This is a genomic window from Streptomyces sp. NPDC005423, from assembly GCF_040606415.1.
GTDB lineage: Bacteria > Actinomycetota > Actinomycetes > Streptomycetales > Streptomycetaceae > Streptomyces.
Map to the genome: position 1 here is coordinate 56,523 of NZ_JBEXET010000036.1, position 25,726 is coordinate 82,248.

Sequence of the window (25,726 nt, forward strand, 5' to 3'; positions counted from 1 at the left end):
TGCGCGTCCGGCAGAGTGGGCGTCGCTCCTGGCGGTTCCAGCAGACACGCCGCGAGCGAGCGCCGGACGACGACGGCGCACCGAGGCCGCCGTCGGGGCGTTCTATGACGCCGCCTCACGCAGGGCGTCCGAGATGGACTTGGCGCCGCCGTGCGCGGTCAGCCCACCGTCGACGGGGATCTCGGCGCCGGTGATGAAGGACGCGTCGTCGGAGAGCAGGAACACCACGAGCGGGGCGACCTCGTTCACGGTACCGGTGCGGCCGAGCGGGGTCTCGCGGAGGTTGGCCTCGCGGAAGGCGGGCGTGGCGGAGGCGGTCATCTCGGTCTCGATGAAGCCGGGGTGGACGGTGTTCACGCGGATGCCGCGCGGCCCCAACTCCGTGGCCGCCGCCTTCGACAGGCCGCGCAACGCCCACTTGCTGGCTGTGTACGCCACCGGGTAATGACCGGTGAGCGCGGCCGACGAACCGACGTTCACGACGGACGAGCCGGGCGGCATCAGCGGGGTGAGATGTTGGATGCCCAGCAGTGGGCCCGTGACGTTGACCGCGTGGACACGGTCGAAGTCCTCGGGGCGTACGTCGCCCACGCGGGCGCGCCAGGTGATGCCCGCGTTGTTGACCAGGCCGTGCACCTGGCCGTACGACTCCCTTAGACCGTGTCCTGCATGGTCAGTTTGCGGAGCCGTTTGTAGCAGCAGAGGGCTGCGGCTAGTCCGAGAAAGGCCAGGTAGTTGCCTGGTTGTCGCTCGTAGCGGTGGTTGAGTCGGTGGTAGCCGGTCAGCCAGGACATGGTGCGTTCGATGACCCACCTGCGCCGGCCGAGTCGCTCGCTGGACTCGATGCCCTTGCGGGCGATGCGGACGCCGATGTGTTTGCCCCATAGCCATCGCCGCAGGTGAGGCACGTCGTACGCCTTGTCAGCATGAAGGCGTTGAGGTTTGGAATCGGTCGCGTGGGATTCGTGTCCCATGTGGAAATGGGACAGCATCGGCTTCAGGGCCTGGCTGTCGTGGGTGTTGGCGGCGGAGACTCCGATGCGTAGAGGCAGTCCGTTCGCGTCGGACAGGACATGCATCTTGGAACCGGGCTTACCCCGGTCCACGGGGCTCGGACCTGCAAGTTCGCCCCCTTTTTAGCCCTCACATGGGCAGAGTCAAGGACCGCGCGGGAGAGGTCGACCAAGTCCCGCTCGTCCAGAAGCTGGAGAATCTTCTGATGCAGCCGCCCCCACACCCCGGCTCGCGACCAGATGACGAACCGGCGATGGACCGTCGACTTCGACGCCCCGAAGCACGGCGGCAACGCCCGCCCAGCGCAACCGCTGACCAGCACATAGATGATCGCGGCGAAGACCGCCTCATCATCGATGTTGGCGACCCCGCCCCCTTGCGGACGCACACGGGCCGGCGGCAACAACGGCCTCGCTATCTCCCACAGTCCGTCCGGAACGATCCATCCCCACCGTCCACTCCCCATGACCAGGACAACTGTCAACTGACCATGTAGGACACGGTCTTAGACGACGTTTCCTTTGGCGGGTGATGTCGTTGTGTTGGTATGACGAGTCTTGCTGAGCGTCTGGTCTCGGATGAGTTGTGGGAGTTGTTTCGGCGGGTGGTGCCGGAGACGGTGGTGGTGCGTCCGCAGGGCGGAGGCCGTCGGCGGGCCGGGGACCGCGAGTGCCTGACCGCGATCGTGTTCGTGGCCACGTCTGGGTGCTCCTGGCGGCAGTTGCCGCCGAGTCCTTCAACGCGACGTTCAAACGCGAGACGCTCCAGGGCCGAAAACACTGGTCCAGCGAACGCGAGGCCCGTCTCGACGCGTTCCGCTGGCTCAACCGCTACACCACCCGACGCCGCCACTCCCGCCTCGGACAACGCAGTCCCATGGCCTACGAGACAGCACTCGACACAACATCAACTACCCTGGCCCAAGCCGCACAGCCCGTGTCCAAAATACCGACTATGGCCTCTCCCCCTACTCTGAGAGGCCATAGTCGAAGCTCACCCTGTCGCCGTCCACACCAGTAACGGAGATCAGCATCGTCTTCGTCTGGCCCTTGAAGACGGCGGTGCACGTGACGGTGTAGTCCACCTTCGCCTGCAGCCCGCCCGGGCAACTCACGGACTGCGGGCCGTCCTGCACGAACGGGATGCCGTAGTTCTCCTTGGCCAGTTTCTCGACGTCCGCGCGTGAAACCGTGTGATCGGCTCCCCCCGCAGTGGCGACCGATGAGTTATCGAAGACGTTCCAAGCCGTCACCACGCCTGCAGCCAGCACGACGGCCACGGCCAGGGCTATGGCGATGCGCTTCATTGGGTGCTCCTTGATTTCCCGTGACGGCCGGCCCTTCCCGGCTGTTCCCGTCAAAGTTTCCTGCGCCGCCTGCAGGAATGCCTCGGCACAACGGCCGGAGACTCCGGATCGCGATCGCGACCGGGATCAGGGGGACCTACCACCGACGCCGCCGACAAGCATCCCTCGGCCGGCTGACCCCCATCGAATACGAAACCGTCATGACCACAACGGAGGCCCTCCGTGGATACGCGTTCCCGTTCAACACTCACCCTGCATGAACACCACCTGGGCGACCTGCTCTGCGTGGGACACCAGAGCGCCATGGCGCAACCGACGCCAGCGCTGTCACGCGCCGCATCGCCCGACCGGGTGCGGGGCGACGCGGCCCTGTCCATACCGAGGCGGGCGAAATCTTCCCGTGCCTCGTTCGTGAATCCAGGGTGATCCGGGGTGCAGGGCCGCGGTCGAACATCCTCCTGATCAGACCTGGCCCTCGGCAGGTGCTGATTGCCGTTCGAACCACAGGTGGGCGAGGACGACCAGGGCCAGGCAAACCACCAGGGTCCGGCTACTGACGGCGGAGGCGAGCAGGCCGAGCAGGAGGGGGACTGCGACACCGGTGATGACCCGCGAGATCGTCCTTTGCGCATCCGAACTGTTGCTGGCGACGCCTGTGACCACACCGAGGGTGAAATAGGCCGCCACCGCACCACACAGAAGCCAACGATGGGGACCAGACAGTGGATCGGCGCCGTGGCTCACCACCGATGAGAGCGACACGCCCAGGGTGGCAACGACCCCCGTGACCAGGCAGTGCAGCCCCAGGGCGGCGCGAGTGGAGATGCGGCCGGCGCGCAGGTGCGGCAAGCCGGCGTATCCGAACACGACGGAAAGGCCGAACAGGCCGGCCAGCAACACGAACGACGCGAGTGCGGTGGCCAAGAGGCCGATGGCGTAATGGGCATCGGACGCAGAGTTCACGACCTGCACCACCGATTCGCCGAGCACAATGATCACGAAGAGTCCGAGCCGCTCGGAGAGGTGAGTCGAATCAACCGACACCCCTTGAATGACCGGTCCCGTTCCGCCGGGGCCACCGAACCGGCGCCGCGAAGTGGCTTGCGCGGCGAATCGCGCTTGGGCCTGCTCGAAAAGCTTGTTACCGGAGACGATCAGGATCAGCAGCAGATCCATGCCTACCCCAACCGCCCAAAGCGTGAGCTTCCACCGCTCCTCGACCCATATCGATATGAACCATGGAAGCAGCCCTACCGAGTACTGCACCACTGGGAAGTCCAGCAAGACCTCGCCCCGGCGCCACGAGTGAGCGCCGTAGATCCGCGTCGCGAGGTACGCGATCGCAAAGACAGACAGCGGGCGAAGGTCGTGCCCGTGCCCGAGCACGGCGTGCGCCACCCCCGGCACCGACGCAGCCATCACCCCGAGGCCAAACATCCCAACCATCAGCCTTACCACGCGGGTTTGCGCTGCTGAGACGTTGCTGTACAGCATAAACGTCGTCCACGACAACCAAAACGTAAGGTACAACAGCGCGTAGATACCAAGCCCCGCACCGTTCAGTTCAGATCCGAGCGCATGCGTCAGGGCTGCCACACCCGCCGCCGCCACAAGGTCGAAGAACAGCTCGGCCCAGCTCGCATGCCGTTCGACTTTTGTATCTACAGGTTCATTCGCAATATTCAGGTCAGTCACGGACCGCAGCATAGTTCTGCAACAACCTTCACCGTCTGGCCCGGGGGCGGTTTCTGAGTGGGCGTTGATGTTGCTTCGCGACGGGCTTTGCGACATGCTTTCCCGTATTGTCACCCTTGACGCAGGTAGCTTTCGGGATACTTCGCCCCGCAGGGGTGCACTCACGAGCTTCGAGGCGACCTGACCAGCAGTAGCGTGCGGAGAACCGGTCCGAAGTCCTCTGCCGCTCAATAGGGTTCGAGCAGGACATCGCCTTCCATTCCGACCACTATGAGATGCTCCTCGGGCTGGCGACGGTGGACCTCGACGTGGGCCTCCTGCCAAGACCGACGGCCGTATCGCAGGGTCAGTGACCTACCTGGAGGTCACTGACCGCGCCAGAGTCCCGCTGCACCCGCCTCGCCACCCGATCCGCCGGCACCTCCAGGAGCACCCAGTTACTCGCGAGCCGTTCCTGCGACGGCGTGCAGGCCGCCGAGCTGACACCTCCAGGAGCCCGGATACCGCCTCGGCGGCAGGGCCGACCACCTCGATCCCGCCATGAACCCTCAAGTTATCCGCGAGTCGCCGACCGGGCGCCGCTGTTCGAAACGCAGTACTCGCGCCCTGGTAGGCGAGATCGGCCAGGATGGGGACGCGCTGGCGCGCGCAGATGCGGATGATCCGGTGGGTGCGGGCGGCGGTCAGATCGTGGGAGCGGCCCGGCAGCGCGGGCGGGAGCCACAGCAGCCGGCCGTCCGGATGGGTGACTACGTGCACGTTCACCCCGTGCCGGCGGTGCTTGTGGGAGTAGTCGGCCCGTCCGTCGCCGACCCGGTCGCACTCGGCGAGGGTGCCGTCCAGCAGGACGAAGCCCGGGTCCTGCTCGCGTAGGACCTTCAGCAGGCCCGGTGCACGGTCGGCGAGGAGGTCGATGACTGCGCTGGTGTAGGCGTGGGCGGTGGACTCGCTGATCTCGAACCCGGCAGCGATCTTCGCCAGGGTGGTGTGCTCGCGCAGGTACACCAGTGCCACTATCGCGCGCTGGGACGGACGGAGCTTGCAGCGGCGGTCACCCTCACGGGTGACGATGAGCATGGTGACCCACTCCACGAGCGCATGTGGCAGGTCGAGTGCGGCAGGATAGATGACCAACGAGGCCCCTGAGCAGCGTGGTTGAGACGTCGGACATCTCGATCAACTGCCCGGGGGCCTCGCTCGTTGCGCTTCACGGACCGTCACCCGATCGGTGGCCCGCTCGAAGAAGCTCACTGCTCGTCAAGCTGCGGTCATCAGAGTCGCTGGAGTATCAGGCTGCTGGTGGCGCGTGATCATGTCGTCGCGGATCAGTTGGTACACCTCGCGGGCTGCGTAGCGTTTCAGGCAGCGCATGACCTCGCGCTTTCCCTTTCCTTCAGCGGTGCGTCGTTCCAGGTGGAGGCGAGTGCGCTCGTCGTGTCGCATGCGGGTGACCACGATGCGGTGCAGAGTGGCGTTGGCCTGCCTGCCTCCGCCGCGGTTGAGCCGACGGCGCTGACACGACGCCCGCCCCTGCTTGGCGCAGGGGCGGGCGTCGTGTCAGTGTCCCGGTCAGCCGGCGCAGAGGGTCAGGTTGACCGTAGCGCCGCTCTTGACGGTCTTCGGGGCGTGCGGGGACACGCCAACCACCGAGCCCGGCTTGCAGCCCTTGACGACTGCCTTGGTGATGGCACCGGTCTTCAGCTCCGCCTTGAGGAGCGTCTGCTTGGCGAACGTCAGGTCCAGGTTCGCGAAGTTGATCGGAATGGTCGTGCCGTCGGGCGTGACGTACAGCACGGTGGTGGCGTCGCTGTTGGCGGACGTGCTGGTGGCCGCCGGGGTCGAGCTGCCGCTGCCCGCGGACGAGGTGGCCAGGGCCGTGCCCCCGCCCGCGGCAATGAGGGCGGCGGCGACGGCAGCGATGCCGATGGTGCGCCTGCGCCGGGTGCGGAGCAGGATCTGGGGCGCGTCGTAGTCGGGGGCCTCGGCGGAGTTCGCGAATCGGTTCATGGCGTTAATCAGTTCCTCTTCGAAAGATGGGCAGCCGGAAGGCCGCGCGTCGTCGTACGAGGTCATCGGATTCCTTCCTGGTGCCGCTGTGGTGAAGGGGTGGAGAGTACGAGCTCTGATCTCTGAGCTTCTCGATCCCGCGAGCGAGCTGAGAGCGCACCGTGCTGGGCGATATGCCCAGGTCGGCTGCGATCTCGATGTCGGAGAGGTCGTGGAAGTACCGCAGCACCACGATCGTGCGCATCCGCATGGGCAGTTGCTGCAGAGCGCGCACCAACTGGTCCCGGGTGTCCACCTGTCCGAACTCGTCTCCCGGAGCGGCTTTGTCACCGCTTTCGGCTTCGGAGGTCGTGACCAGGCAGCGGAACCCGCGCCAGCGGTCGTTGGCCAGGTTCACCATGATCCGCCGCGCATAGGCCTCCGGCGCGTCCTTCCCGGCGATGGTGCGCCACTTGCGGCAGGCCCGCTCCTGGGTCTCCCGGACCAGGTACTCCGCCGCCTCACGGTTGCCGGTCAGGACGAAGGCGGCGCGGAACAACGCGGCCGACCTCGCAGCGACGAAAGCCTCAAAGCCCATCTCCATACGCTCCTCCCTTCCTGTCACCCCTCCTCGACGTGAGCACCGCCTCATCTGCTGCACGGCCGCACTGAGACCTGGGCCACAGTGTCGATACCGCCCAGCGTCAACGACCACTGCTGCCAGTGTCGTTGCGGGGTCCGAGACGGCTGGACGACCGCAAAGTACTCAACGGGATCTTGTGAAAATTCCGCACTGGAACGGCCTGGCGGGACGTGCCGAGCGGTACGGCCAGTGGGCCACACGAGGCGGCCTGGCTGAGTGGAGCATGGACGCGCCGTACGCGGAGGGCGTTGCGGCCGGCAGCGCGCACAAACGAAGCGGCCTCACTGCCGTTGTCGCGGAGGCAGCACGGCAGGTACTGGGCCGGGAGCCACGTACGCATCGGGAGTGGGCGTCGGACAGCATGGTGGCGTTCGGCGAGGATCGCGGATGTCGGCCCGTACAGTGGATCGAACAGGGCCCGCATCGGGCGCACGCCGAGCCGGGCGCGAGCGTGTCACAGGGCGGTCGCGGTGACCGTCGGGACGGGCAGGGGCCCCAGCGCGATGGGGAGCTCAACCCACACACCGGGTAGCCGCACTCCTCAAACAGGGCGGCGACCAGCAGGAGGTAGCCCTCCGAGGAGACCACAAGGGTAACCGGCCGTCGGGAGCCGCCACCCCGCCCCGCCACTGACACACCCCAGAAGCCCAGAGGGCCCTTCCGTCGATCGCTAGTAGGGCTTGGTCATCTTCACTTGTGCATGCGTGTCTACTGCTCTGCGAACGTCGTTGGAATGGTGTGACACCTGAGGAGATGGCCTCGGTCCGGGATGACCTGGAGGCGTTCGCGGCGGGGTTGTTCGACCGATTCTTCCGTGCGGATCAGCGGCGGTGGGGGCAGGCGTATGTGCGGGGGCTGCTGCTGGAGGGCCGGCGTAAGTCGGTGGAGCCGATGGCTGCCCGTCTCGGTGAGGACGGAAATCGTCAGGCGCTGGCGCACTTCATCACCTCCAGTCCGTGGGATCCGGCGCATGTGCGGGCCCGGCTGGCCTGGCGGATGCACGAGGCGATCGGCCCGGAGGCATTGATTGTCGATGACACCGGCTTTTTGAAGGACGGGGATGCCTCGGCATGTGTGTCGCGGCAGTACACCGGCACCGCGGGCAAGGTCACCAAATGCCAGGTCGGGGTGTCGCTGCACCTGGCCCGCGATCATGCCTCCGCCGCGGTGAACTGGCGGCTGTTCCTGCCCGCGTCCTGGGATCCCGCCTCCACGGAGGCGGACCCGGACAAGATCGCCCGCCGCAGCCGCTGCGGCATCCCCGACCAGGTGGGGCATGTGGAGAAGTGGCAGCTGGCCCTGGACATGATCGACGAGACCCGGTCGTGGGGCATCGACATTCCCCTGGTCGTCGCGGACGCCGGCTACGGCGATGCCGCCGCCTTCCGCCACGGCCTGGAAGAACGCAACCTGCCCTACGCGGTGGGCATTTCCTCCCGCCACACCGCTCATCCGGCCGACGCCCGGCCCGTCCAGCCCGCTTATGCAGGCACGGGCCGGCCGCCGAGAATGCAGTATCCCGAGCCTGCGCAGAGGGTGAAAGACCTGGTCATCGCGGCAGGGCGGTTCGCGGTGTCCGTTGCGCCAGGTGGTGCGCGTCTGGGAGTGCTCGCCTGGGGCGGCACCGATCGTCTCGGTGGCCTCGGCCTCGATGAGCTCCTGCAGGATGCGCTCGCACACCACCCTGATTGCTTCAACTCCATCCGCCCGGCGTAGTGACTCAAGCAGCCGCATCAGCTCAGACTGGGACAAGGCCATCGCGTGCTCCTCCGGTTGAACTGGCCGTTCACCAGGGAGACTTGCGCGGTGGCCTGCCCTTGTTCAGGGGGCATGCGCAGTCAGCGGATGCACGCCCCGGGCAGAGACCCGCGCATTCCGGACTGCAGCCCGGCTACACCACTTCAGGGGACGCGATCCCACCACGTCACCCTTGTCTCCGCCGCCCACGCCTTCTGCACCCTGCAACGACTGGCACGACACCCAAAAGACACCGCGTCGGCCTGAGCCTCTACCGAATCGTCCGCGAACTGCAGACACTCCTCGCCACCTGGGCCGGCGCCTGCCCCACCTGCCACCGCGACATACCCACACCACTACGAACCTGACCAAGCCCTACTGGAACTCAAGAACTGACGGGAGGGCCTTGGGAGTTCGGCGCGCAGAGGTCTTGACCCGCGCTGACCAGAGGTCTTTGACAGGTACGCACTCCGTACTCCATCATCAGTCCACTAGTTCACTAGCTAAAGGGTGGTGGTGGACGTTGGAATTCCGGATCGACAGGCGCAGTGCGGTTGCCGCCTACCAGCAGATCGTTCAGCAGACCAAGCAGGCACTGCGTCTCGGCGTACTCGTGCCCGGGGACCAGTTGCCGACGGCCAAGGAGGTCGCGGCGACCTCCTCGGTCAATCCGAACACGACGCTCAAGGCGTACCGCGAGCTGGACCGTGAGGGCCTGGTGGAACTCCGGCAGGGCCAGGGCACGTTCGTCCGCCTGTCGCTGGCCCGTCCCCAGACGGGGGCGAACTCACCGCTGCGCGGCGAGCTGGAGGCGTGGATGGACCGGGCCCACGAGGCGGGCCTGGAGCAGGAGGACGTGACGGCGCTGGTCACGTCTGTGATGGAGGAGCGGTACGCCGAGACCGGGGCGGCCGCCGAGAACAAGGGGCACGGATGATGAACCACGGGGCGGGCCACGGCTACTTGGCCGGGGAGTCCGCGATAGAAGCCCGCGGCGTCGGCAGGAAGTACCGCCGGGGCTGGGCGCTGCGGGACTGCTCCTTCCGGCTGCCGGCCGGGCGGATCTGCGGTCTGGTGGGCCCCAACGGGGCCGGCAAGACCACGTTGATGGCCATCGCCGCCAACCTACTGGAGCCGACCGCCGGCACCCTGCGCGTGTTCGGGGCGGCCCCGGAGTCCGCGGAGGCCACTCGGCGTACGGCGTTCCTCGCCCAGGAGAAGCCGCTGTTCCGGCGCTTCACCGTCGCCGAGACCCTGCGCATGGGCCGCGAACTGAACCCGGGCTGGGACCAGCGGGCCGCCGAGGACATCGTCCGGTCGGGGAATGTGCCCTTCGAGGCGAAGATCGGCACGCTCTCCGGCGGCCAGCGCACCCGGGTGGCGTTCGCCCTCGCCTTCGGCAAGCGTCCCGACCTGCTGCTCCTCGACGAGCCGATGTCGGACCTCGACCCGCTGGTGCGCCACGAGCTGATGGGCACCCTGCTGTCCGAGGCCGCCGAGCGCGGCACCACCGTGCTGATGTCCACCCACATGCTCGCCGAACTGGAGAACACCTGCGACTACCTGCTGGTCATCGCAGGCGGCGGGCTGCGCCTGGCCGGTGAGGTGGACGAACTCCGCACCGCCCACGCCGTGCTGACCGGGGTCTACTCCGACGGGCGCACGCCCCCAGAGCTGGCGTACCACACCGTGGTCGAAACCCGCACCAGCGGACGGCAGTTCATCTCGCTGGTGCGCCCCGACGGGCCGGTCACCGGCCCCTGGCAGGCGAGCACCCCGACCCTGGAGGAACTCCTGCTCGCCTATCTGCGCTCACCCGAAGCCCCGCCGCTGATCGGTCCCAGCTCCTACGTCGCCCCCTCGGCGGTGGCGGCATGAGTACGATGACCAGCACCGGCAGTACGAACAGCTCCTCCTCCCACTCCGTCCGCACCGAAGCCGGCCGTGGCCTCCGGCTCACCGGCATGAACTGGCTGGTCTGGCGTCAGCACCGGGCCGCCTACTGGACCCTCCTGGTCGCCGCCGCCATCACCGTCGCGATGATCGTCTACCAGCGCCAGCAAATGATTACCTACCTCGACGGGTACGGCTATCCCCACCTGAAGTCCGGCTGGGAAGACAAGTTCGACGGGAGTCCGCTCAGCTCGGCTGGTCGGCTGCTCGGGTTCCTGCCCGTCCTGATCGGTGTCTTCCTCGGCGCGCCCCTGCTCGCCGGCGACCTGGAGAGCGGCACCGCCAAGCTCGTCAACGCGCAGTCCGCCAGCCGCGTCCGCTGGCTCACCACCAAGCTCGGTGTGACCGCACTCGTGGTCGTGGTGTGCACCACGGCGGTCTCCGTCGCGTTCACGTGGTGGTGGTCCTCAGTCAAGTCATCGCTATACGCCATAGATTGGGCCGGCCCGGACGGTTTCGACAACAGCGGACCCGTGCCCGTGGCACTCACCCTGCTCACCATCGTCGGTGGCGTGGCGATCGGCATGCTGCTGCGCCGGACCCTGCTGTCCATGGTCGTCACCCTGGGCTTCGCCGTCATCGTGCAGCTGGTGTGGTCGCACTTCCGGATGTCCCTCGGCAACATCGTGACCCTCACCAGCGAGAAGGGCGTCGGGGACGGCACCTTCCCGTCCGTGCCCAGCGGTGCCTACGTCGCGGACGAGTCCTATCTCACCGCTTCCGGCGACCTCATCGGCACGGGCAGCTGCACCGAGGCGACGGCGAAAGCCACCACCGCGTGCCTGGACAAGGCACATGTCGTCGGCTGGGCGATCAAGTACATCCCGATCTCGCAGATGTCCTCCATGCAGTGGCTCGGCGCCGCGATCCTGCTGGCCCTGACCGCCGGCATTGCGGCGTTCGTCATCCTCTGGGGCCGTAAGCGCCTCGTGTAGGCCGCCCCTGGGCCCGCGGACCCTCACCCGGACCCGCCCTTTTTCCCATCGGTACGCGGCCGAGCGGCCAACCGTCGCTCAGCCGCGCCCTGATGCTGCCCCGAAACAGCGGACAGACCAGCCAAACCATAATGAAAGGCTTGAGTTGAGCCGTACAAGCAGGCGCACACACAGCGTCACCGGCAGTCCCGCCGACGCAGGAGACGAGGATTCACCACCGCCTCGTCGGCGGCCGCCCTGGCGGTGGCGCTCGGCGCAGGGCCGCTGGCGGGCACGTCCGGCGGCGCGCAGGCAGCTCTCGCCGAAAACCCCGCTCCCGCTCCCGCGAGGACCGTCACGCTCGTGACCGGCGACAGGGTGACCTTGAACACCGACGGCAAGGTCACCGGCGTGGTGGCCGGTGAGGGCCGCAAGGGAATGGCCTTCCGCGTCCAGCAGGCCGCGGGACACGCATACGTCGTGCCGCGTGACGCCGAGCCGCTGATCGCGAACGGGACGGCCGACCGACGGCTGTTCGACGTGACGCGGCTGGTCGCCTCGCACTACGACGACGGCCGCCGCTCCGACCTACCGCTGATCGTCACCTACGACAAGGGTAGGTCCGTATCGGCGCGCACGTTCCGGAGCTCGGGGGCCACGGTCCGCCGGGAACTGCCGAGCATCAACGGCGACGTCGGGTGCGCAGGGCGACCCCGACGCCGAAGGCTACGTCTCCATGAGCGGTACCTCGATGGCAACCCCGCATGTGGCGGGGGCAGCCGCAATCCTGGCCCAGGAGCACCCGGACTGGACCGGCCAGCAGATCAAGGCCGCCCTCACCGCCTCCGCGAAACCGGCCGCTGCCACCTCCGCGTACACCCAGGGCACCGGCCGGGTCGACGTCGCCGCGGCGATCACCCAGCAGCTCACCAGCAGCCGGGCCTCCCTGGGCTTCGGCACACGGTCATACCCCCACACCGACGACCGTCCCGTCACCAAGAACGTCACGTACCGCAACACAGGTACCGCGCCGGTCACCCTCGACCTGGCCACCGAGGCCTACCGCAACGACGGAAAGCCCGCCGCCGAGGGCCTGTTCACCGTCTCACCGAAGCAGCTCACCGTCCCAGCGGGCAGCGAGGCGACCGCCACCGTGACCGCCAACACCCGCATGGGAACGGCCGACGGCAGCTTCGGCGGCTCGGTGACCGCCACCAGCGCCGACAACAACACCACCACCGTCCACACCTCCATAGGCGTCACCCGCGAGGTCGAGTCGTACGACCTGTCCATCAAGCACCTCGGTCTCGATGGACAGAACGCCAAGGACGCCTTCACAAGCATCTACGGCCTGGACAACCGCATCTGGAAGGACGCCGCCGCCGAGACCGATGGCGTATTCACCCTCCGCCTGCCAAAGGGGCGTTACACGCTGGAAGGCGTGATCCCCACCGACACCAACAACTGGTCCCTGCTGCTGCACCCCAAGTTCGCACTGACCAAGGACACAACCCTGGTCATGGACGCCCGGAAGACCAAGCCCGTCAAGATCATCGTGCCGGACGGCGCGGCCAGGCCCACGGGGGCCATGTTCTTCTTCCACGTCGAGGTCAACAACAGGCCGTGCACCTCTCTTTACAACGCCCCCTCGTTTCGGACCATGCGCATCGGACAGCTCGGCACCCCGGTGCCGACCGCCGAGGCGTCCGCCATGTACCACGGCATCTGGACCCACAAGGCCGTCAACTACCGACTGGCCTGGAACCGCACCGGTGACCTGTCCGGCTTCACGCAGCGCGTCAAGCCCTCGCAGCTGACCAAGGTCGATGTGGTCGTCGGGGCACCCACCAAGGGCAAAACCACGACCGTCTGGGCCGCACCCCTCATGCCCGGCGGCTACTACAACCCGTTCCAGACGGAGGGCCGTCTGCCGCTGACCGGCACCGACTACGTTCTCCCCAACGGCATCAAGTGGTTCTACCACGTGAGCCAGCTCGGCGCCCCCGACGAGGAGGGCACCCCGACCTGGGAGAAGACCCTGGTCAGCGCGCCCAGGGCGTACAAAGCGGGCAGGCAGTACACGCAGCGCTTCAACATCGGCGTCTTCGGCCCGTCCCTCCCATCAGGTGCTCTCGCGCACGGCGTCGACCGGCCCGGCGCCGTCCGTCGCGGCGACACCTTCTCGGCGTACCTGCCGCTGTTCTCCGACGGCGCCGGCAACCTGGACACCTCTACCCACACCAGGGCCCGGAGCTCGCTCCACGCCGACGGCGAGACGATCTTCACCGTCGACGAACCGCTGAACGGCGACTCTCACCCTGTCCCCGCCGGCAAGCGCACCTACCGGCTCAACGTCGATGTCTCCCGCTCCCCGGCGCAGTTCGCGGTCGGCACCCGTACTACCGCCACCTGGACCTTCGCCTCGGCGCACATCCCCGGTGACACCGCCGAGAGGCTTCCGCTGACGGTCGTCCGCTTCTCCCCGAAGCTGTCAACGGCCAGTACCGCCAAGGCCAGGACGCCCCTCACGGTGCCCTTCAGCCTCCAGGGCGCGGTCACCAAGGCCGACACGCTGCGAAAACTCGCCTTCGCCGTCTCCTACGACGGCGGCAGGACCTGGAAGAAGAATAGGGCCCTGGACGGCGACCGGCTCAAGTTGCACAGCCCCACCAAGCCCGGCTCGATCTCACTGCGCGCCACGCTCACCGACGCCGACGGCAACACCCTCACCCAGACCTTCTACGACGCCTACCGCACCACCAGGTAGGGCGCGCACACCCTGCACCTACCGCGCGCCGCGTCCAGCCGGCCAGCGCCCTCGACGGTCGCGTTGACCTGGCGGCGGTGAAGCCTGCGATCGCCGGGGCTCTCAAAGAACGGGCAGAGCGGTGCCGTCCCGCAGCTCTGCCCGCCTCGCCCCCCACCTAGCGAGGCGGGCCTGTGCACGTTCAGTCCCTGCCGTTCGGTCCCTCACAAAAGTGCAGGTCAAGGCGTTGGGTGATGCCCTTCAGGGACCCAAGGGACTCTAGTTGGAGGTTATGAACGAGTCCTGTGTGCCCGCACCGGATGCGACGCGGTGACGGCGGAGGCGTGCGGCTGCCGTCAGGCCAGGGCGGGCGGAGGGCCCGGTGGCGGGGGCGCGGACGCGGGAGGCGGGGCGAACGGGTCTATGGCGGCGATCGTGGGCGTCTGCTTCGGGCGGTGCTTGTCGGTCTTGCAGCCGGCGAAGGGGCCTTGCGCGTCCCGCAGGCCGTCCATGACCGACGACAGGTAGTCGCGATGCCAACTGGCGGGACCGGTCATCCTGGAGCCCGGGCCCGTCAGGTCGCCCCAGGCGAGCCACAGGCCGTGGAGCTGGGCGACCGCCTCACGGTGCTCCCACCAACGGGGACACCAGGGGGCGCCGGACGTCACTTCCCGGCCGTAGACGGGCAGCAGTACGTGGTGCGCCCACAGGGTGAGCTGGCGCAACGTGCTCGCGTATGCGGGGCCCTCCATACAGAGGATGAACAACGGTGCCGACGAATGCTCCTCCTCGGCGGCAGGCTCTTTTGGCGCGGCTCCGTGCCGCTGCCCGGAAGCGGCGGCCGCGGGCTTTTCTGCTGGCATGGTCGACATGGCCCTCCTGGGGGTTCTCGGCAGTTCGGATGCGGGCCGGGGTGGCTCGGCACGTGGAGCCGGAGCACAACGGGCACCCGCCCCGCCGGGTTTACTCGTCCGGTCGTACCACCCCGAGGATGTCCATCGAGGCGGCCGGAGAGACGTACACCCAGCGGCTGGAGCGGGGCCTGGATGATCATGCCGTCGCCGATGTAGAGGACGACGTGGCTGGCGTCGGCGAAGTAGATGATGAGGTCGCCGGGGCGCATGTCCGCGACGGGGACGTGCTTCAGGCGGCGCCACTGTTCCTCCGAGGTGCGGGGGATGATGTGGCCGGCCCCGAGCCAGGCCTGCGAGGTGAGGCCGGAGCAGTCGAAGGAGTCGGGGCCCTCGGCGCCCTGCCGTAGGGCTTGCCGAGCTGGCGGGTGGCGAAGGCGATGGCCTTGAGGATGCCGGTCTCCACCCATTTCGCCGGGGCCACGCCGGCCTCCTTCTTGTCCAGCGAGGCAAGCCGCTCCACCTCCTTCTTCTCCAGTCGCGACTCGATCTCTTTGGCGTCGTCGATGTGCATTTCGACCGACTGGCGCTCGGAGTCCTTGGCGCGGCGGCTCGCCCGCAAATTCTTCAGGCTGTCGATGGCTTTGTCGGTCCCAGTGCCCAGGTCCTTACGAGTGACGGTCAGCACTCCCGGCGTCGCCTGCTGAGCCTGACGGGCCAGAGAGGACCTCACAGCTTCGTGCGGCGCCATGACGCTCACTCCTGAGGGGAGTGAACGGGCTTGTGCAGCAGGCGTTTGTCCAAAGCGGCAAGCATTTCCGTGCTGTAGTACGGGTCCTGCCGGAACATTTCCCGTAAAGCCGAGGCGAGTTCGTCGATGACATCTTCGTCCGTCACGCCGCACCACTCCTGGTAGGCGTGGTCGAGGCAGGTGCGCGTGCTGGGGAGATCCCCGCGCGCCGAAGAGGCGTGGAACCGGGCGGCGGTCAGCCAGAGTCGGGCGGACAGAGCGTGATCCGCGGTGATACGGGCGACGACGGCGCGTACCTCGATCCAGTGCGTGGCCTCGGCGGACTTGGCGCCGTGCATGCGGACGGCCTCGTTCTCCAGCTTTCTTATGGTGGCCTCGACCGCCCTGAAGCGTCCCCTGCGCGCTTCGCTCCACAGGAAGGCGTGGATGTCGCCACCGGGTATGTGGTTCAGGGCGAGGAGCGGATGCTGCGGGAAAGCGACGAGACCACGTACCTCGCCTGCGGTGTCCATGTCCGTGACGGTGTCCGTTTCCGTCGCCGGATTCGCGCGGCGCGCGTCCGCGACCACCACAGCGCTCACCCCCAGCGTGATCATGAGCAGTCCGGGCCACGCTGTCGCGGCGGGCAGCTGGCCGAGCCACAGCCACGCGATGAGCGCGGCCACGGGCGCTTCCAGCAGCAGCAATATGCTCACCGCCGTGGCCGGCGCCCGGCCGAGGACGAAGTTGAGGGAGAACAGGCCGAGCAGCTGGGGGAAGATCAGCAGACCCAGCAGGGCGAGCCAGGTGCCGCCGTTGAAGGCGAACAGAGGCGTTCCGGTGACGAGGCAGAGGATCAGCAGCTCCACCGTGCACACCGAGGAGCACAGCACCGAGTACACCATCGTGCTGACATCGGGGCGGGCCTGTTCGCTGATCGCCGTGTAGCCGGCGAGGGCGATCGCGCCCACGAGGGCGAGCGCGTCACCGACGACCGCTTCGGTGCCCGCCCGCCCGTCCATGCCGCTGGCGATCGCCGCGCCCGCCACCGAGATGCCGAGGCCGGCCCAGGTCGCGCGCGGCAGCCGGTGGCCCTGCAGCGTCGAGATGAGGGCCTGCCAGACGGGCTGGGTGGCGACCAGGGCGGTCGCCATGGCGACACTCGTCATCCGGGTGCTGGACATGAAGGTGGCGAAATGCGCGGCCAGCGCCGTACCGGCGAGGGCGCCCAGGAGAGCGCCTCGTCGTTGCTCCTTGCGTACGAGGAAGCGCTCGCCGCGGAAGACCTTCCTGAACTCGCGCCGGCGGATCAGCGCGACAATCGGTCCGAGGGTCAGGAGCCCAAGGGCGTTGCGGCCCAGCGCCAGCGCGAGCGCGGAGCCGGTGGCGAACGCGGTGAGCGGCGCGGTCGCGGAGAACGCGCCGACCGTCACCAGCACGGCGGTGATGGAGATGGCATCAAGCTTGGTGCGCATGGCGTGGGGGAACTTTCTTGCGACAAGGAGTTCATGGGTGACCGTCAAAACCGGTCAGCAAGGTCGAGGCCGGCGGCACAGTTCCGGCTAGTCCGGGCGCGGGCCCGCTTCTCCCGCGACCGTGCGCAGCAGCGGGCGGCTCGCCGCACTCGCGCTGGTCAGACCTGCGAAGCCCAGCGCCAGGCAACCGGCGAGAAGCAGGGCGCTACTGCCGTCCAGGTGTGGGGCGCCCCCGGCGAGTGTCAGTGGCGCCGCGCAGAACAGCCCCGTGAGCACCGCGCCGCCCGCGAGCACGGCGGCGGGCAGGACCGACTCCGTACGCCTGGCCGCGTCGAGGATCCGCAGCGGGGTGCCCGCCAGATGGAGCAGGCCGTAGGTGCGGCGGCGGTCCAGGACGGAGGAGGCGGCCGTGATGCCCGTAGCGGCGATGGCGATGGCGAAGCTCGCGCTGAGCACGGCCAGCGTCACGAGGTGGAAGTCTCGGTTGAACTGGCGCGACTGCCAGTCGACGTCCGGGCCCGTGAGGGGGTACTGGCTGGGTACGAGGCCGGTGAGCGCACCGCGTGCCGCGTCGAGGCGGCCCGGGTCCGCGACAGTCGCGGTGACCTGGCGTTCGCCGTCTTCGCCGGTGCCGGTGGCGACCCAGTCGTCGTTCGCGCCGACGGTGGCGTGGATGCCTGCGCGTTCCAGGCGCGCGGTGGCCTCCCGTCGTACGGTGGCGACGCGCTCTTTCCGTACGGACAGCGCGAGTTGATCCGCTCTGCCCCACGGTGCGTCGCCGCCCAGGCTGAACAGCGCAAAGAAACCGGCCACGAAGGCCGCCAGCGTCAGCGCCGACACCGCGCGCCACACGGACTTAGGGTCCTCGAGCAGCCGACGCCCCGCCAGGAGGGTCGCCGGTCGCCGCGCCGACCGGGCTACGACAGCGCCGAGTACGCCGACCACCCAGGGGCCGATGACGGACAGCGCAGCGAAGACGGCGGCGCAGCAGTACACCACCGCGTCGATGTCCATCGGCCTGCCCTTGGAGAGCTGTTCGTAGCCGACCAGCACGGCCACGAACAGCAGGGCGCGTACAGCCTTCAGACGGGGAGTGCGCGAGCGGCGTACGACGCCGAGCGGGCCCACGACCACCTGCCGCAGTCCCGTCAGCGCGCTGACCGCCACCATCAGCACCACACCGGCGAGTACGGCGAGCAGGACTCCCGTACCGACCCAGAGGTCGGAGACGTACCAACTGCCGCCTGCCAGAGGGACCTTGGCCGCGAGGGGCAGCAGGAGCGCATAGCCCAGCGCACCTGCGACGGCGCCCGCCGTGCCGGTGAGCGTCGCCTCGGCCGCCGCGATCCCCGCGATCCGGCCGGGCACCGCGCCCAGCAGCCGCAGGCTCGCCAGTCGTGTGTCGCGACGTGACACGGACAGCCGGGCCGAGGAGGCGCCGAGCATGAGCAGCGGCACGATCAGTAGTACCGTGGCGATCTTCACCAGCGCCTGGTACTGCGTGCTGAGGCCGTCCGCCGTGCGCTTGCCCGCGAAGTCCGCGACGGGCGTGGGCGTGACAATGTCCCCTGGACGGCGCGGGTCGGTGCCTCGCTTGACCGTCATCGCCGGGGCGTCGGCGCGGTGCCCGACGACGGCCACCTTCTCGCCGGGTCTGACCAGCGCGGCGCGGCCGAGCGTGCCGGTGGTGTTCCTGCTGCCGGGCAGCCTGCCGAGCGCGGGCGACGTCCACACCTCGCCCGGCTTCGGGAAGTGCGGCATACCGGGAGGCGCGGGTGCCTCGCCGCTCCGGCCCGGCAACGCCGCGACATCGACGACGGTCACTGGCTCACCGCCGATGAAGGTGGTGCCCACCGCCTCGACTGCCACCGCGCGCGAGAGCCCGGCCTTGACGGGGGTACGCCAGTCGGCGTGCGCGGCGCGTGAGCCGAAGCCGAGGTTGGCGCCGACGCACAGGAGCAGCAGCGTGGTGCAGATCGCCGCGGCGGCCACGGATAGTCCGGCGCCGAGACGGCCGTGCCTGCCGCCGCCGCGCAGCAGTCGCCAGGTCAGGGTCCAGGTGGTGCGGTCCAGGGTCCTCGCAGTCCTCATCGCACAACTCCGCCGGTCACGCCGGTCACGCCGGTTGCTCCGGTTGCCCCGGTCCAGGCCAGCTCCGGCTCCGGCTCCCGTACGATCCGCCCGTCCCGCACCTGCACCGTACGGTCGCACCAGCGGGCCACCGACCGGTCGTGGGTGACCACGACCAACGCCGTGTTCTGCCGCCTGGTGATCTCCGTCAGCATCCGGATCACGTCCTGCCCGGTGGCCTGGTCGAGCGCGCCCGTCGGCTCGTCGGCGAAGACGACCTGGGCGCCCGCGACCAACGCCCGTGCGAGCGCCACCCGTTGTGCCTGCCCGCCGGACAGCTGGCCGGGACGGCTGTCCTCCTTGCCCTCCAGCCCCAGCGGCGCGAACCACTGCCGCGCGCGCCGCTCCGCCTCGCGGCGCGAGGTACCGCCGAGCATCAGCGGGAGCGCCACGTTCTCCACGGCAGGCAGTTCGGGCAGCAACTGCCCGAACTGGAAGACGAACCCGAAGCGGGTACGGCGCAGTTCGCTGCGGTGCGGCTCGCGCAACTGGTCGATGCGCTCGCCGTTCAGCAGCACCTGGCCGCTGTCCGGGCGCTCGATGTTCGCGAGGCAGTGCAGCAAGGTCGACTTGCCGGACCCGGAGGGGCCCATGACGGCCAGCGACTCGCCCGCCTGCACGGCGATGTCCACGCCGTCGAGCGCGTGGGTGGATCCGAAGGACTTGGACAGTCCGATGCCGCTCAACACGGTTGGCGGCCAGGAGGTGTTGTGTGTCATGTGCTCCAACATCCGCCTCTGCGACGTCCCTTCGCCTCAGCCGGCCGACCGGTTGGGAGCCGCCGCGTCGTCCTTTCGGCCGAGGCCGCACGGCGGGGGCCGCGCCTACGCTGCGGGATGTGCGAGACGCGAGAGACACAGACGATCACACCCGGAACTCCCCGCCGCCCCACCGCACCGCCCTCACTGCACTGGGGGTGGTCATGGCGCTGTTGTGGGCGGTCGACGTGACCGGTGTCGCGTCCGACGCCGGACTCGAAGGCGACAGCGCATGGTTCAGGCTGGTCCCGGGCCTCGTGGCGGCCGTCGTGCTGCTGCCCGGCAGACGTCTCGCGCCGGCCTGGGGCGCGGGTGGGGCGGTGCTCGTCTCCTGGACGGTGACGCTCGCCTTCTTCACGTCCGTGAAGCCGTGGCTGATCGCCGACTGGGGCCTGCTGGAGACGCTGTGCCTGCTGCTCCTGCTGGTGCGCACCATGAGGGACACACCGCAGCCCTGGCTGACCGCCACGCTGGGCACCGCACTCGCCTCCGCCGTGATCTCGGCACCGATGCGGATGCACAACAGCGGAAACGTCTACTTCTCCTTCCTCCTGATCTTCTTCACGGGCGGCGCCGTGGGCATCGGCTCCTACCTCCGCAGCCTCGACGACCGCAGAAGCCGCGCCGTCGCCGACACACGCCGCAATGAGCGTCTCGAACTCGCTCGCGAACTGCACGACTTTGTCGCCCACCACGTCACGGGCATCGTCGTCCAGGCCCAGGCGGCCCAGGCGATCCGTGAGATCGCGCCCGAGCAGGTGGACCCGCTGCTGCGCGGTATCGAGCAGGCCGGGGGCGAGACCCTGCAGTCGATGCGCAAGCTGGTGCGCGTGCTGCGCGACGACACCGCACGGGCGGTGCGCCCGGGGGAGCTGTACGCCGAACTGGGCGAACTGGTCGCCACGTTCTCCGAACGCGACGCCCCCGCCACCCTCCAGGTCGCGGCCGAGGCCCGACAGGCGCGGCCGGCCCCCGAGGTGGAGACCTCCGTTCGGAACGTCGTGCGCGAGGCGCTGACGAACGTACGCCGCCACGCGCCGGGGTCACCGTCCGTCTGCGTACGGGTCGCCCTGTCGGACGACGACGGTGGTGAGGCCGACAGCGTGGCCGTCCGGCGGCTTCGGGTCGAGGTGCACAACGCACCACCGCCTCAGCCGGTGGCGCCGAACGCCGAACCCCTCGGCGGGCGCGGCAGCCTCGGCCTCATCGGGCTGACCGAACGCGCCGAGGCCGTCGGAGGCACGCTCCACGCGAGCCAGACTGGGGACGGTGGTTGGAGGTTGACGGCGGAGTTCCCGGTACGGGGGCTGTGAAAGGATCATTCGCATGACCAACGCCAGTGGAGTGAACGGCAGCTGGTCGGTGGTGCGGGTCCTGATCGCCGACGACCAGGAAATGGTGCGCACCGGTTTCCGGTTGATCCTCCAGGCACAGCCCGGTATCGAGGTCGTGGGCGAGGCGGCCGACGGCGCGCAGTGTGTGGAGTTGGCCAGGAAGCTGCGGCCCGACGTGTGCCTGGTCGACATTCGGATGCCGAAACTCGACGGGCTGGAAGTGACCCGGCTGCTCGCGGGCCCCAAAGCCGTCGATCCGCTGCGCGTGGTGGTCGTGACCACCTTCGACCAGGACGACTACGTCTACGGGGCCTTGAGTAACGGTGCCTGCGGGTTCCTGCTGAAGGACGCTGGCCCCGGACTGCTGGTGGAGGCGGTACGCGCGGCGGCGCGCGGCGACGCGCTGATCTCCCCCTCCGTGACCGTACGGCTCCTGAAGCGGATCGGTGAACAGCGGCCCGCTTCCAGCAGCGAGGTGTCCTCTGGTCCGCTGACGGAACGAGAGCTGGATGTGGCCCGGCTGGTCGCCGACGGGAGGACCAACCAGGAGATCTGCGCCGCACTCTGCGTCTCGCTGTCAACGGTGAAGTCCCATTTGGCCAACATCCAGGCTAAATTGGGGTTGCGCAACCGCGTGGAGATAGCAGCTTGGGCATGGCGCTGCGGCGTGGTCGGTGACCGCTGAACCCGTCGCCGTGTAGCGCCGTCCCGCGCGGCACTCCGCTCATTGAGCGACTTGTTGGTGAGCTTGAGCCTCCGTGATGAAGCATCAGGGCCGAACTCCGCGGCGATCTGGGCAGCGGTATCTGCCCAACGCCCGTCCGGGCCCTTCTCCTCATGCATGCCCTGGCTGCACCTGCCGCAGGTCGAGCCTCGGCTTTTGACCACCCGTATGCCCGCGGGCCCGGGCGGCGGCCCGTCCGTCCATGCGCGGGAACCATGAACTGGAGCTTCCCCTTGATCGTGAACACCTGGAGACTGGGATCTTGAGGTTCCAGAGGAAGTAGCATCAGGTGGGAAGCAAGTACACGAAGCGGTACACCGAGGAGTTCAAGCGGGACGCGTCAAGGGCCAACCACCCGCCAGCCGCGTCCACAACCTCAGTACACCAAGCGCGCTGGCGGGACAGGACCGGGGCCGAAACACCCGACCGGACAGGCCCACCGAGCGTCGGAAGCCGACGGTACGCCGCTGTATCCGGTGCCGTGTCAGTCACCGTCCTCGATACTCTGCCCGGGGCTACGTCATGGATCCGACCGCGGACCGTTCCGATCCGTGCATCAGGTGGTGGAGCAGGTCGCGGTGGCTGGAAGCCGGAGCCAGCCGGTCTAGGAGCGCGCACGCCTGCTGCCGCAGGACGCCGACGCGGTCGGCGTAGTCGGCTTCGATACCTGGCTGGCGCAGGGCCGCCGACAGTTCGGTTCGCGCTTCGGGGTCGTGTCGGGCATGGGTGTGCAGCCACAGCAGATGCCGGCGCGCCCCGGGTTCGGCCTTCTCCAGGGCGTGGGCGAGCAACAGGGTGACGGTCCCGTTGGAGAGGTCCTCGTCGCGGCCGGAACCCCTGTGCGCGGCGTCGTTGGCGACTTGGCGCAGGAGGCCGAAGAGTTCGCCGAACGCGTGCCAGGCACGCAGGGACATCGGGTCGGCGGTCGATAGTCGGGCCGCCATGACGGCGTCGCGTCCGTAGGGAGCGCCGGTCTTCCCCCGGTAGGTCTTGATCGCCTGCGCCCAAGTGAACGGGCCGTCGAAGGAGGCAAGGTCGGCGAGCTGCCCCGCGGTGGCCCGAAGGGACGTGCGGAGGAGGGTGCGTCGCCAGAATCCGGTGATTTCCGGTGGAAGTTGCCGCCGGTCAATGATCGCGAACGGCACGAGGGTGCCGCACGCCATTGCCAGTAGTACCAGGCGAGCGGCGTCCTGGGCGGGGGAGGGGGCGTTCTCGGCGGTGGATAGCTGGTGGGGGGTGAGAGGGGCGGACACACCAGGGGAATCGGCGAGATCATCCAGCGCCTGCGCTCCCGCCCACCAGAGCCGGGAGACAGCTACCACCGGCATGGCGTCCTCGGGCTGCCCGCCGAGGGCACCTGCCACCAAGATGCCGAAGAGCCGCGCCGGGACGCTACCGGGATAGCGGTCGAGCAGACCAGACAGCCCGGAGGGGAGCAGGCCCGGGTTCTCCTGGCAGGCGGCTTCCACACCTGCGCGGGCCTCGGCCTCGACCCGCTCTAGCCACACGGCCGGTGGAATGGCCGCCGAGGAGTCACCGTCGGCCGTCCGCCACGTCAGCACAGGTACCGGCGGCGTCAGCACACGTAGAAGATCGCGGTCGCCTCGTCATCGGTGACGGTGGCGCACGGGGCGACGGGCGCGTGGGCCGAAACGGGTTCGTGGCCCTCGAGAAGGTACTCGGTCCGCTCGATGTCGGCGAGGAGTTCGGCGGTCGCGGGCATGTCGTTTCCTTTCGATCCCTCCGTCACTCAGGTGACGGGTGGTACGGGTGGGGCCTGCCGATTCTTGCAGTGGGCGAGCGGAGCTGACAAGGACAGGCCGATGTCAACTTCCAGTAAAAATAGGCAAGTTCGCATATCCGCGGAAGGTGCTGCGGTCCCGTCGGACCGCCTCGCCCCCGCGCACCATAGCGGGGAAGCGGGCCAGCAACAGGGGAAACGCGACGCGGGCCTCCAGCCTCGCCAGCGCGGCACCGAGGCAGTAGTGCGCACCCGCACCGAAGGAGAGTGGCTGGACGGACCGGCGGAACGGGTCGAAGCGGTCGGGGTCGGGAAAACGGCCGGGGTCGCGGTTGCCTGCCCCGAGGAACACCATGACATGGCTGTTCGCCTCGATCCGGTCAGCCCCCTCGATGTCCACCTCCTCCGTAGCCCAACGGCTGGTGAGCTGCAGCGGCGACTCCAGACGCAGCAGCTCTTCGACGTAGGCGTCGGCGAGGCCGGAATCCGCCGCGAGCCTGGAGGCGAGACCACGATGGTCCAGCAGGACGCCCATGCCGTTGCCGATGAGGTTGGCGGTGGTCTCGAAACCGGCCAACAGCAGGGAGACCAGGTTGGAGCTCAGCTCGCGGGTCGACAGGCCACCTCCCGCGTCGTGCGTCGCGATCAACGCGCCGGTCAGGTCGTCACCGCGCATGCCACGGCGCCTGCGGACCAGATCGTTGAAGTAAGACTCAAGTTCGATGGCAGCCCGGTCTGCGGCGGCGGTGTGCTCGCCGGGCGGCCGGGGCTCCAGAACTTCCGTCAGTTCGTGTGCCCGCTCCCGCAACCACTGCTGCTCGGCGGCCGGCAGACCGAGCAGCGCGCAGATGACTCGGATCGGCAGCGGGTAGGCGAACTCGTCCATGAAGTCCACGACCTCTCCGGAGCCGCCCAGACAGGCCAGGTACGCCGCGAGTTTGGTGGCCTCCACGGTGATCGCCTCGCGCAGTGCCTCCACCCGGCCCGGCGAGAACGCCACCGCCGTCAGCCTGCGCACACGGATGTGTTCAGCGCCGTTCGCCTTCAACAGCGAATCCGCGATCAGGCGGCTGGCCGGGCCCTCCGGCCACCCCATGACCCGTAAGCGAGGGTCACGCAACAACGCGTTGATCGCGTCGTAACCAGTCGCCGCGTAGAAGTTTGCACCCAACCGCACCACCGGCCCGTGGGCACGCAGAGCGGCGTAGGCGGGATACGGATTTCGGCGCCCCTCGGACGAGGCCAGGAAGCGCGCCGCCTCACTGATCAACATACGACCAGACCCTAGTCGAACGAGGTTCCTCTCTCCTGACCGAAGGCGAGAAGCCAGCTCCCCCTCCCATCCCACTTCAACCCAGCCACTGACCCCACCAGAAGCCGCTGGGGCGGCCGTGTGTCGAAAGTGGATCTTGGGCTGTGAATGATCACGGTTCATGGTTTCGAGGCCGACCTGTGGACCCTGGGACGAGTCGGCACGGTCGTCACCCGGGCAACGGGGTGGTGTTGTCGAGGGCATCGGGGCGGCGGCTGCCGCACCTACTCACTCCGTGGGTGGGGCTCCGCTGCTGCGGCAGCGACTGAACTGGAAGCATGCGTCGATGGCCGGGGCCTTGGGCTACCACTCCTCCGAACCCGATGGCGGGGCTCGCCTGTGTTTCCACCTCAGCTTGTCGTTTAACCAAAGGCGTTCGGCGGGGACGCGGCGACGCCGACCTGGGCGGTCCAGGACCCGGGCTCCCGGGGCGGATCCCAGGTCACGTCGACGCGCGCTTCGTGGAAGTCGTGCGCGACTCCCACCACCATGGCCGCAGCGGCGGCCCGTGCCTCGGCTGGGCCGGCGTTGACCGGAACGTCGGTGAGGCGCCCGCAGTGGATCCCGCCGTCCACGGTGAGAACACTGTGGCGCCAGCCCTCCGGCGTCGCGAGCAGGACGATGCCCTTCGGCATGCCGAAGGGAGGTCGCCTCTTCTTCTCCCGCTTCCGTCTCAC

At 68.7% G+C, this 25,726-nt stretch carries 21 protein-coding genes and 6 pseudogenes; 9 read left to right on the forward strand and 18 right to left on the reverse strand.

Features of this window, described 5'->3' with window-relative positions:
- Positions 1-102: 102 nt before the first annotated feature.
- Both ABZT12_RS29505 and ABZT12_RS29510 read right to left on the reverse strand, forming a co-directional pair.
- Positions 103-657 (reverse strand): annotated as a pseudogene (locus ABZT12_RS29505) (SDR family oxidoreductase); the annotation flags it as partial.
- A protein-coding gene (locus ABZT12_RS29510; RefSeq protein WP_356390157.1) for an IS5 family transposase occupies positions 654-1,480 on the reverse strand; the annotation gives its coding sequence in 2 pieces (ribosomal slippage) (positions 654-1,138 and positions 1,138-1,480; 828 coding nt in all). The pseudogene ABZT12_RS29505 and the gene ABZT12_RS29510, both read right to left, overlap by 4 nt.
- An 81-nt stretch (positions 1,481-1,561) precedes the next feature.
- Here ABZT12_RS29510 and ABZT12_RS29515 point away from each other — a divergent pair.
- Together ABZT12_RS29515 and ABZT12_RS29520 are read left to right on the forward strand one after the other, a co-directional pair.
- Positions 1,562-1,744, forward strand: a pseudogene (locus ABZT12_RS29515) (transposase); the annotation flags it as partial.
- A pseudogene (locus ABZT12_RS29520) lies at positions 1,738-1,902 on the forward strand (integrase core domain-containing protein); the annotation flags it as partial. The pseudogenes ABZT12_RS29515 and ABZT12_RS29520, both read left to right, overlap by 7 nt.
- 79 nt (positions 1,903-1,981) lie before the next feature.
- Here the strand turns inward: ABZT12_RS29520 and ABZT12_RS29525 are convergent.
- From ABZT12_RS29525 to ABZT12_RS29550, 6 genes and pseudogenes are all read right to left on the reverse strand, one after another.
- Positions 1,982-2,320: a DUF4333 domain-containing protein gene (locus ABZT12_RS29525; protein WP_356390111.1), complete on the reverse strand. Its 339-nt coding sequence runs from the start codon at positions 2,318-2,320 to the stop codon at positions 1,982-1,984.
- Positions 2,321-2,782: 462 nt separating this feature from the next.
- Positions 2,783-4,015 carry a low temperature requirement protein A gene (locus tag ABZT12_RS29530; RefSeq protein ID WP_356390113.1) on the reverse strand — a complete coding sequence of 411 codons (1,233 nt, stop codon included), beginning with the start codon at positions 4,013-4,015 and terminating at the stop codon, positions 2,783-2,785.
- Between the two features lie 600 nt (positions 4,016-4,615).
- A pseudogene (locus ABZT12_RS29535) lies at positions 4,616-5,149 on the reverse strand (transposase family protein); the annotation flags it as partial.
- Positions 5,150-5,272: 123 nt separating this feature from the next.
- On the reverse strand, positions 5,273-5,458 hold the full coding sequence (locus ABZT12_RS29540; RefSeq protein WP_356390115.1) for a hypothetical protein: 186 nt from the start codon (positions 5,456-5,458) through the stop codon (positions 5,273-5,275).
- A gap of 126 nt (positions 5,459-5,584) precedes the next feature.
- The gene (locus ABZT12_RS29545) at positions 5,585-6,022 is read right to left on the reverse strand and encodes a PASTA domain-containing protein (protein ID WP_356390117.1); all 438 of its coding nucleotides are present in this window, start codon (positions 6,020-6,022) and stop codon (positions 5,585-5,587) included.
- A gap of 4 nt (positions 6,023-6,026) precedes the next feature.
- Entirely contained in the window at positions 6,027-6,599 is a 573-nt protein-coding gene (locus ABZT12_RS29550; protein ID WP_356390119.1) for a SigE family RNA polymerase sigma factor, read from the reverse strand.
- 798 nt (positions 6,600-7,397) lie between these two features.
- Here ABZT12_RS29550 and ABZT12_RS29555 point away from each other — a divergent pair.
- Positions 7,398-8,210, forward strand: a pseudogene (locus tag ABZT12_RS29555) (IS701 family transposase); the annotation flags it as partial.
- Positions 8,211-8,270: 60 nt separating this feature from the next.
- On the opposite strand, the pseudogene ABZT12_RS29560 reads toward ABZT12_RS29555, so the two are convergent.
- Positions 8,271-8,402, reverse strand: a pseudogene (locus tag ABZT12_RS29560) (IS256 family transposase); the annotation flags it as partial.
- A gap of 502 nt (positions 8,403-8,904) precedes the next feature.
- Between ABZT12_RS29560 and ABZT12_RS29565 the strand changes: the two are divergent.
- The 4 genes from ABZT12_RS29565 (at position 8,905) to ABZT12_RS29580 (ending at position 14,015) form a co-directional block, all read left to right on the forward strand.
- Positions 8,905-9,318, forward strand: a complete 414-nt coding sequence (locus ABZT12_RS29565) for a GntR family transcriptional regulator (protein ID WP_356390121.1) — start codon at positions 8,905-8,907, stop codon at positions 9,316-9,318.
- Positions 9,318-10,259 (forward strand): ABC transporter ATP-binding protein, encoded by a 942-nt coding sequence (locus ABZT12_RS29570; RefSeq protein ID WP_356390123.1) that lies wholly within the window; start codon positions 9,318-9,320, stop codon positions 10,257-10,259. The genes ABZT12_RS29565 and ABZT12_RS29570 overlap by 1 nt, the downstream gene beginning before the upstream one ends.
- Positions 10,256-11,269: an ABC transporter gene (locus tag ABZT12_RS29575; protein ID WP_356390125.1), complete on the forward strand. Its 1,014-nt coding sequence runs from the start codon at positions 10,256-10,258 to the stop codon at positions 11,267-11,269. The genes ABZT12_RS29570 and ABZT12_RS29575 overlap by 4 nt, the downstream gene beginning before the upstream one ends.
- 715 nt (positions 11,270-11,984) lie before the next feature.
- The gene (locus tag ABZT12_RS29580; RefSeq protein WP_356390127.1) at positions 11,985-14,015 is read left to right on the forward strand and encodes a S8 family serine peptidase; all 2,031 of its coding nucleotides are present in this window, start codon (positions 11,985-11,987) and stop codon (positions 14,013-14,015) included.
- Between the two features lie 335 nt (positions 14,016-14,350).
- Here the strand turns inward: ABZT12_RS29580 and ABZT12_RS29585 are convergent, their stop codons facing one another.
- From ABZT12_RS29585 to ABZT12_RS29605, 5 genes are all read right to left on the reverse strand, one after another.
- Positions 14,351-14,746, reverse strand: a complete 396-nt coding sequence (locus tag ABZT12_RS29585) for a DUF4913 domain-containing protein (protein WP_356390129.1) — start codon at positions 14,744-14,746, stop codon at positions 14,351-14,353.
- Positions 14,659-15,315 carry an NlpC/P60 family protein gene (locus ABZT12_RS29590; RefSeq protein WP_356390133.1) on the reverse strand — a complete coding sequence of 219 codons (657 nt, stop codon included), beginning with the start codon at positions 15,313-15,315 and terminating at the stop codon, positions 14,659-14,661. The genes ABZT12_RS29585 and ABZT12_RS29590 overlap by 88 nt, the downstream gene beginning before the upstream one ends.
- 286 nt (positions 15,316-15,601) lie before the next feature.
- Positions 15,602-17,050, reverse strand: coding sequence for a DMT family transporter (locus ABZT12_RS29595; protein ID WP_356390135.1), 1,449 nt, complete (start codon positions 17,048-17,050; stop codon positions 15,602-15,604).
- A gap of 87 nt (positions 17,051-17,137) precedes the next feature.
- The gene (locus ABZT12_RS29600; protein WP_356390137.1) at positions 17,138-19,141 is read right to left on the reverse strand and encodes an ABC transporter permease; all 2,004 of its coding nucleotides are present in this window, start codon (positions 19,139-19,141) and stop codon (positions 17,138-17,140) included.
- Positions 19,138-19,899, reverse strand: coding sequence for an ABC transporter ATP-binding protein (locus ABZT12_RS29605; RefSeq protein WP_356390139.1), 762 nt, complete (start codon positions 19,897-19,899; stop codon positions 19,138-19,140). Before ABZT12_RS29605 ends, ABZT12_RS29600 begins: the two co-directional genes overlap by 4 nt.
- A gap of 119 nt (positions 19,900-20,018) precedes the next feature.
- Between ABZT12_RS29605 and ABZT12_RS29610 the strand changes: the two genes are divergently transcribed.
- Positions 20,019-21,251 carry a histidine kinase gene (locus ABZT12_RS29610; protein WP_356390141.1) on the forward strand — a complete coding sequence of 411 codons (1,233 nt, stop codon included), beginning with the start codon at positions 20,019-20,021 and terminating at the stop codon, positions 21,249-21,251.
- Positions 21,252-21,264: 13 nt separating this feature from the next.
- Complete coding sequence (locus ABZT12_RS29615; protein WP_356390143.1) at positions 21,265-21,957, forward strand: response regulator transcription factor; 693 nt, start codon at positions 21,265-21,267, stop codon at positions 21,955-21,957.
- 554 nt (positions 21,958-22,511) lie between these two features.
- Here ABZT12_RS29615 and ABZT12_RS29620 read toward each other — a convergent pair.
- From ABZT12_RS29620 to ABZT12_RS29635, 4 genes are all read right to left on the reverse strand, one after another.
- Positions 22,512-23,579 (reverse strand): polyprenyl synthetase family protein, encoded by a 1,068-nt coding sequence (locus ABZT12_RS29620; RefSeq protein WP_356390145.1) that lies wholly within the window; start codon positions 23,577-23,579, stop codon positions 22,512-22,514.
- On the reverse strand, positions 23,573-23,719 hold the full coding sequence (locus tag ABZT12_RS29625) for a hypothetical protein (protein ID WP_356049532.1): 147 nt from the start codon (positions 23,717-23,719) through the stop codon (positions 23,573-23,575). The genes ABZT12_RS29620 and ABZT12_RS29625 overlap by 7 nt, the downstream gene beginning before the upstream one ends.
- 103 nt (positions 23,720-23,822) lie before the next feature.
- A complete protein-coding gene (locus tag ABZT12_RS29630) occupies positions 23,823-25,010 on the reverse strand; it encodes a cytochrome P450 (protein ID WP_356390147.1) in 1,188 nt (395 codons plus the stop codon).
- Positions 25,011-25,411: 401 nt separating this feature from the next.
- The coding region (locus ABZT12_RS29635) for a hypothetical protein (protein ID WP_356390149.1) at positions 25,412-25,726 on the reverse strand (315 nt) is incomplete at its 5' end.

Coding starts and splice junctions, on each gene's coding strand:
- ABZT12_RS29525 (WP_356390111.1), bottom strand. CDS start 2,320: ATGAAGCGCATCGCCATAGCCCTGGCCGTGGCCGTCGTGCTGGCTGCA.
- ABZT12_RS29540 (WP_356390115.1), bottom strand. CDS start 5,458: ATGCGACACGACGAGCGCACTCGCCTCCACCTGGAACGACGCACCGCT.
- ABZT12_RS29545 (WP_356390117.1), bottom strand. CDS start 6,022: ATGAACCGATTCGCGAACTCCGCCGAGGCCCCCGACTACGACGCGCCC.
- ABZT12_RS29550 (WP_356390119.1), bottom strand. CDS start 6,599: ATGGGCTTTGAGGCTTTCGTCGCTGCGAGGTCGGCCGCGTTGTTCCGC.
- ABZT12_RS29570 (WP_356390123.1), top strand. CDS start 9,318: ATGAACCACGGGGCGGGCCACGGCTACTTGGCCGGGGAGTCCGCGATA.
- ABZT12_RS29575 (WP_356390125.1), top strand. CDS start 10,256: ATGAGTACGATGACCAGCACCGGCAGTACGAACAGCTCCTCCTCCCAC.
- ABZT12_RS29580 (WP_356390127.1), top strand. CDS start 11,985: ATGAGCGGTACCTCGATGGCAACCCCGCATGTGGCGGGGGCAGCCGCA.
- ABZT12_RS29585 (WP_356390129.1), bottom strand. CDS start 14,746: ATGGAGGGCCCCGCATACGCGAGCACGTTGCGCCAGCTCACCCTGTGG.
- ABZT12_RS29590 (WP_356390133.1), bottom strand. CDS start 15,315: ATGGGTGGAGACCGGCATCCTCAAGGCCATCGCCTTCGCCACCCGCCA.
- ABZT12_RS29595 (WP_356390135.1), bottom strand. CDS start 17,050: ATGCGCACCAAGCTTGATGCCATCTCCATCACCGCCGTGCTGGTGACG.
- ABZT12_RS29600 (WP_356390137.1), bottom strand. CDS start 19,141: ATGAGGACTGCGAGGACCCTGGACCGCACCACCTGGACCCTGACCTGG.
- ABZT12_RS29605 (WP_356390139.1), bottom strand. CDS start 19,899: ATGACACACAACACCTCCTGGCCGCCAACCGTGTTGAGCGGCATCGGA.
- ABZT12_RS29615 (WP_356390143.1), top strand. CDS start 21,265: ATGACCAACGCCAGTGGAGTGAACGGCAGCTGGTCGGTGGTGCGGGTC.
- ABZT12_RS29625 (WP_356049532.1), bottom strand. CDS start 23,719: ATGCCCGCGACCGCCGAACTCCTCGCCGACATCGAGCGGACCGAGTAC.
- ABZT12_RS29630 (WP_356390147.1), bottom strand. CDS start 25,010: ATGTTGATCAGTGAGGCGGCGCGCTTCCTGGCCTCGTCCGAGGGGCGC.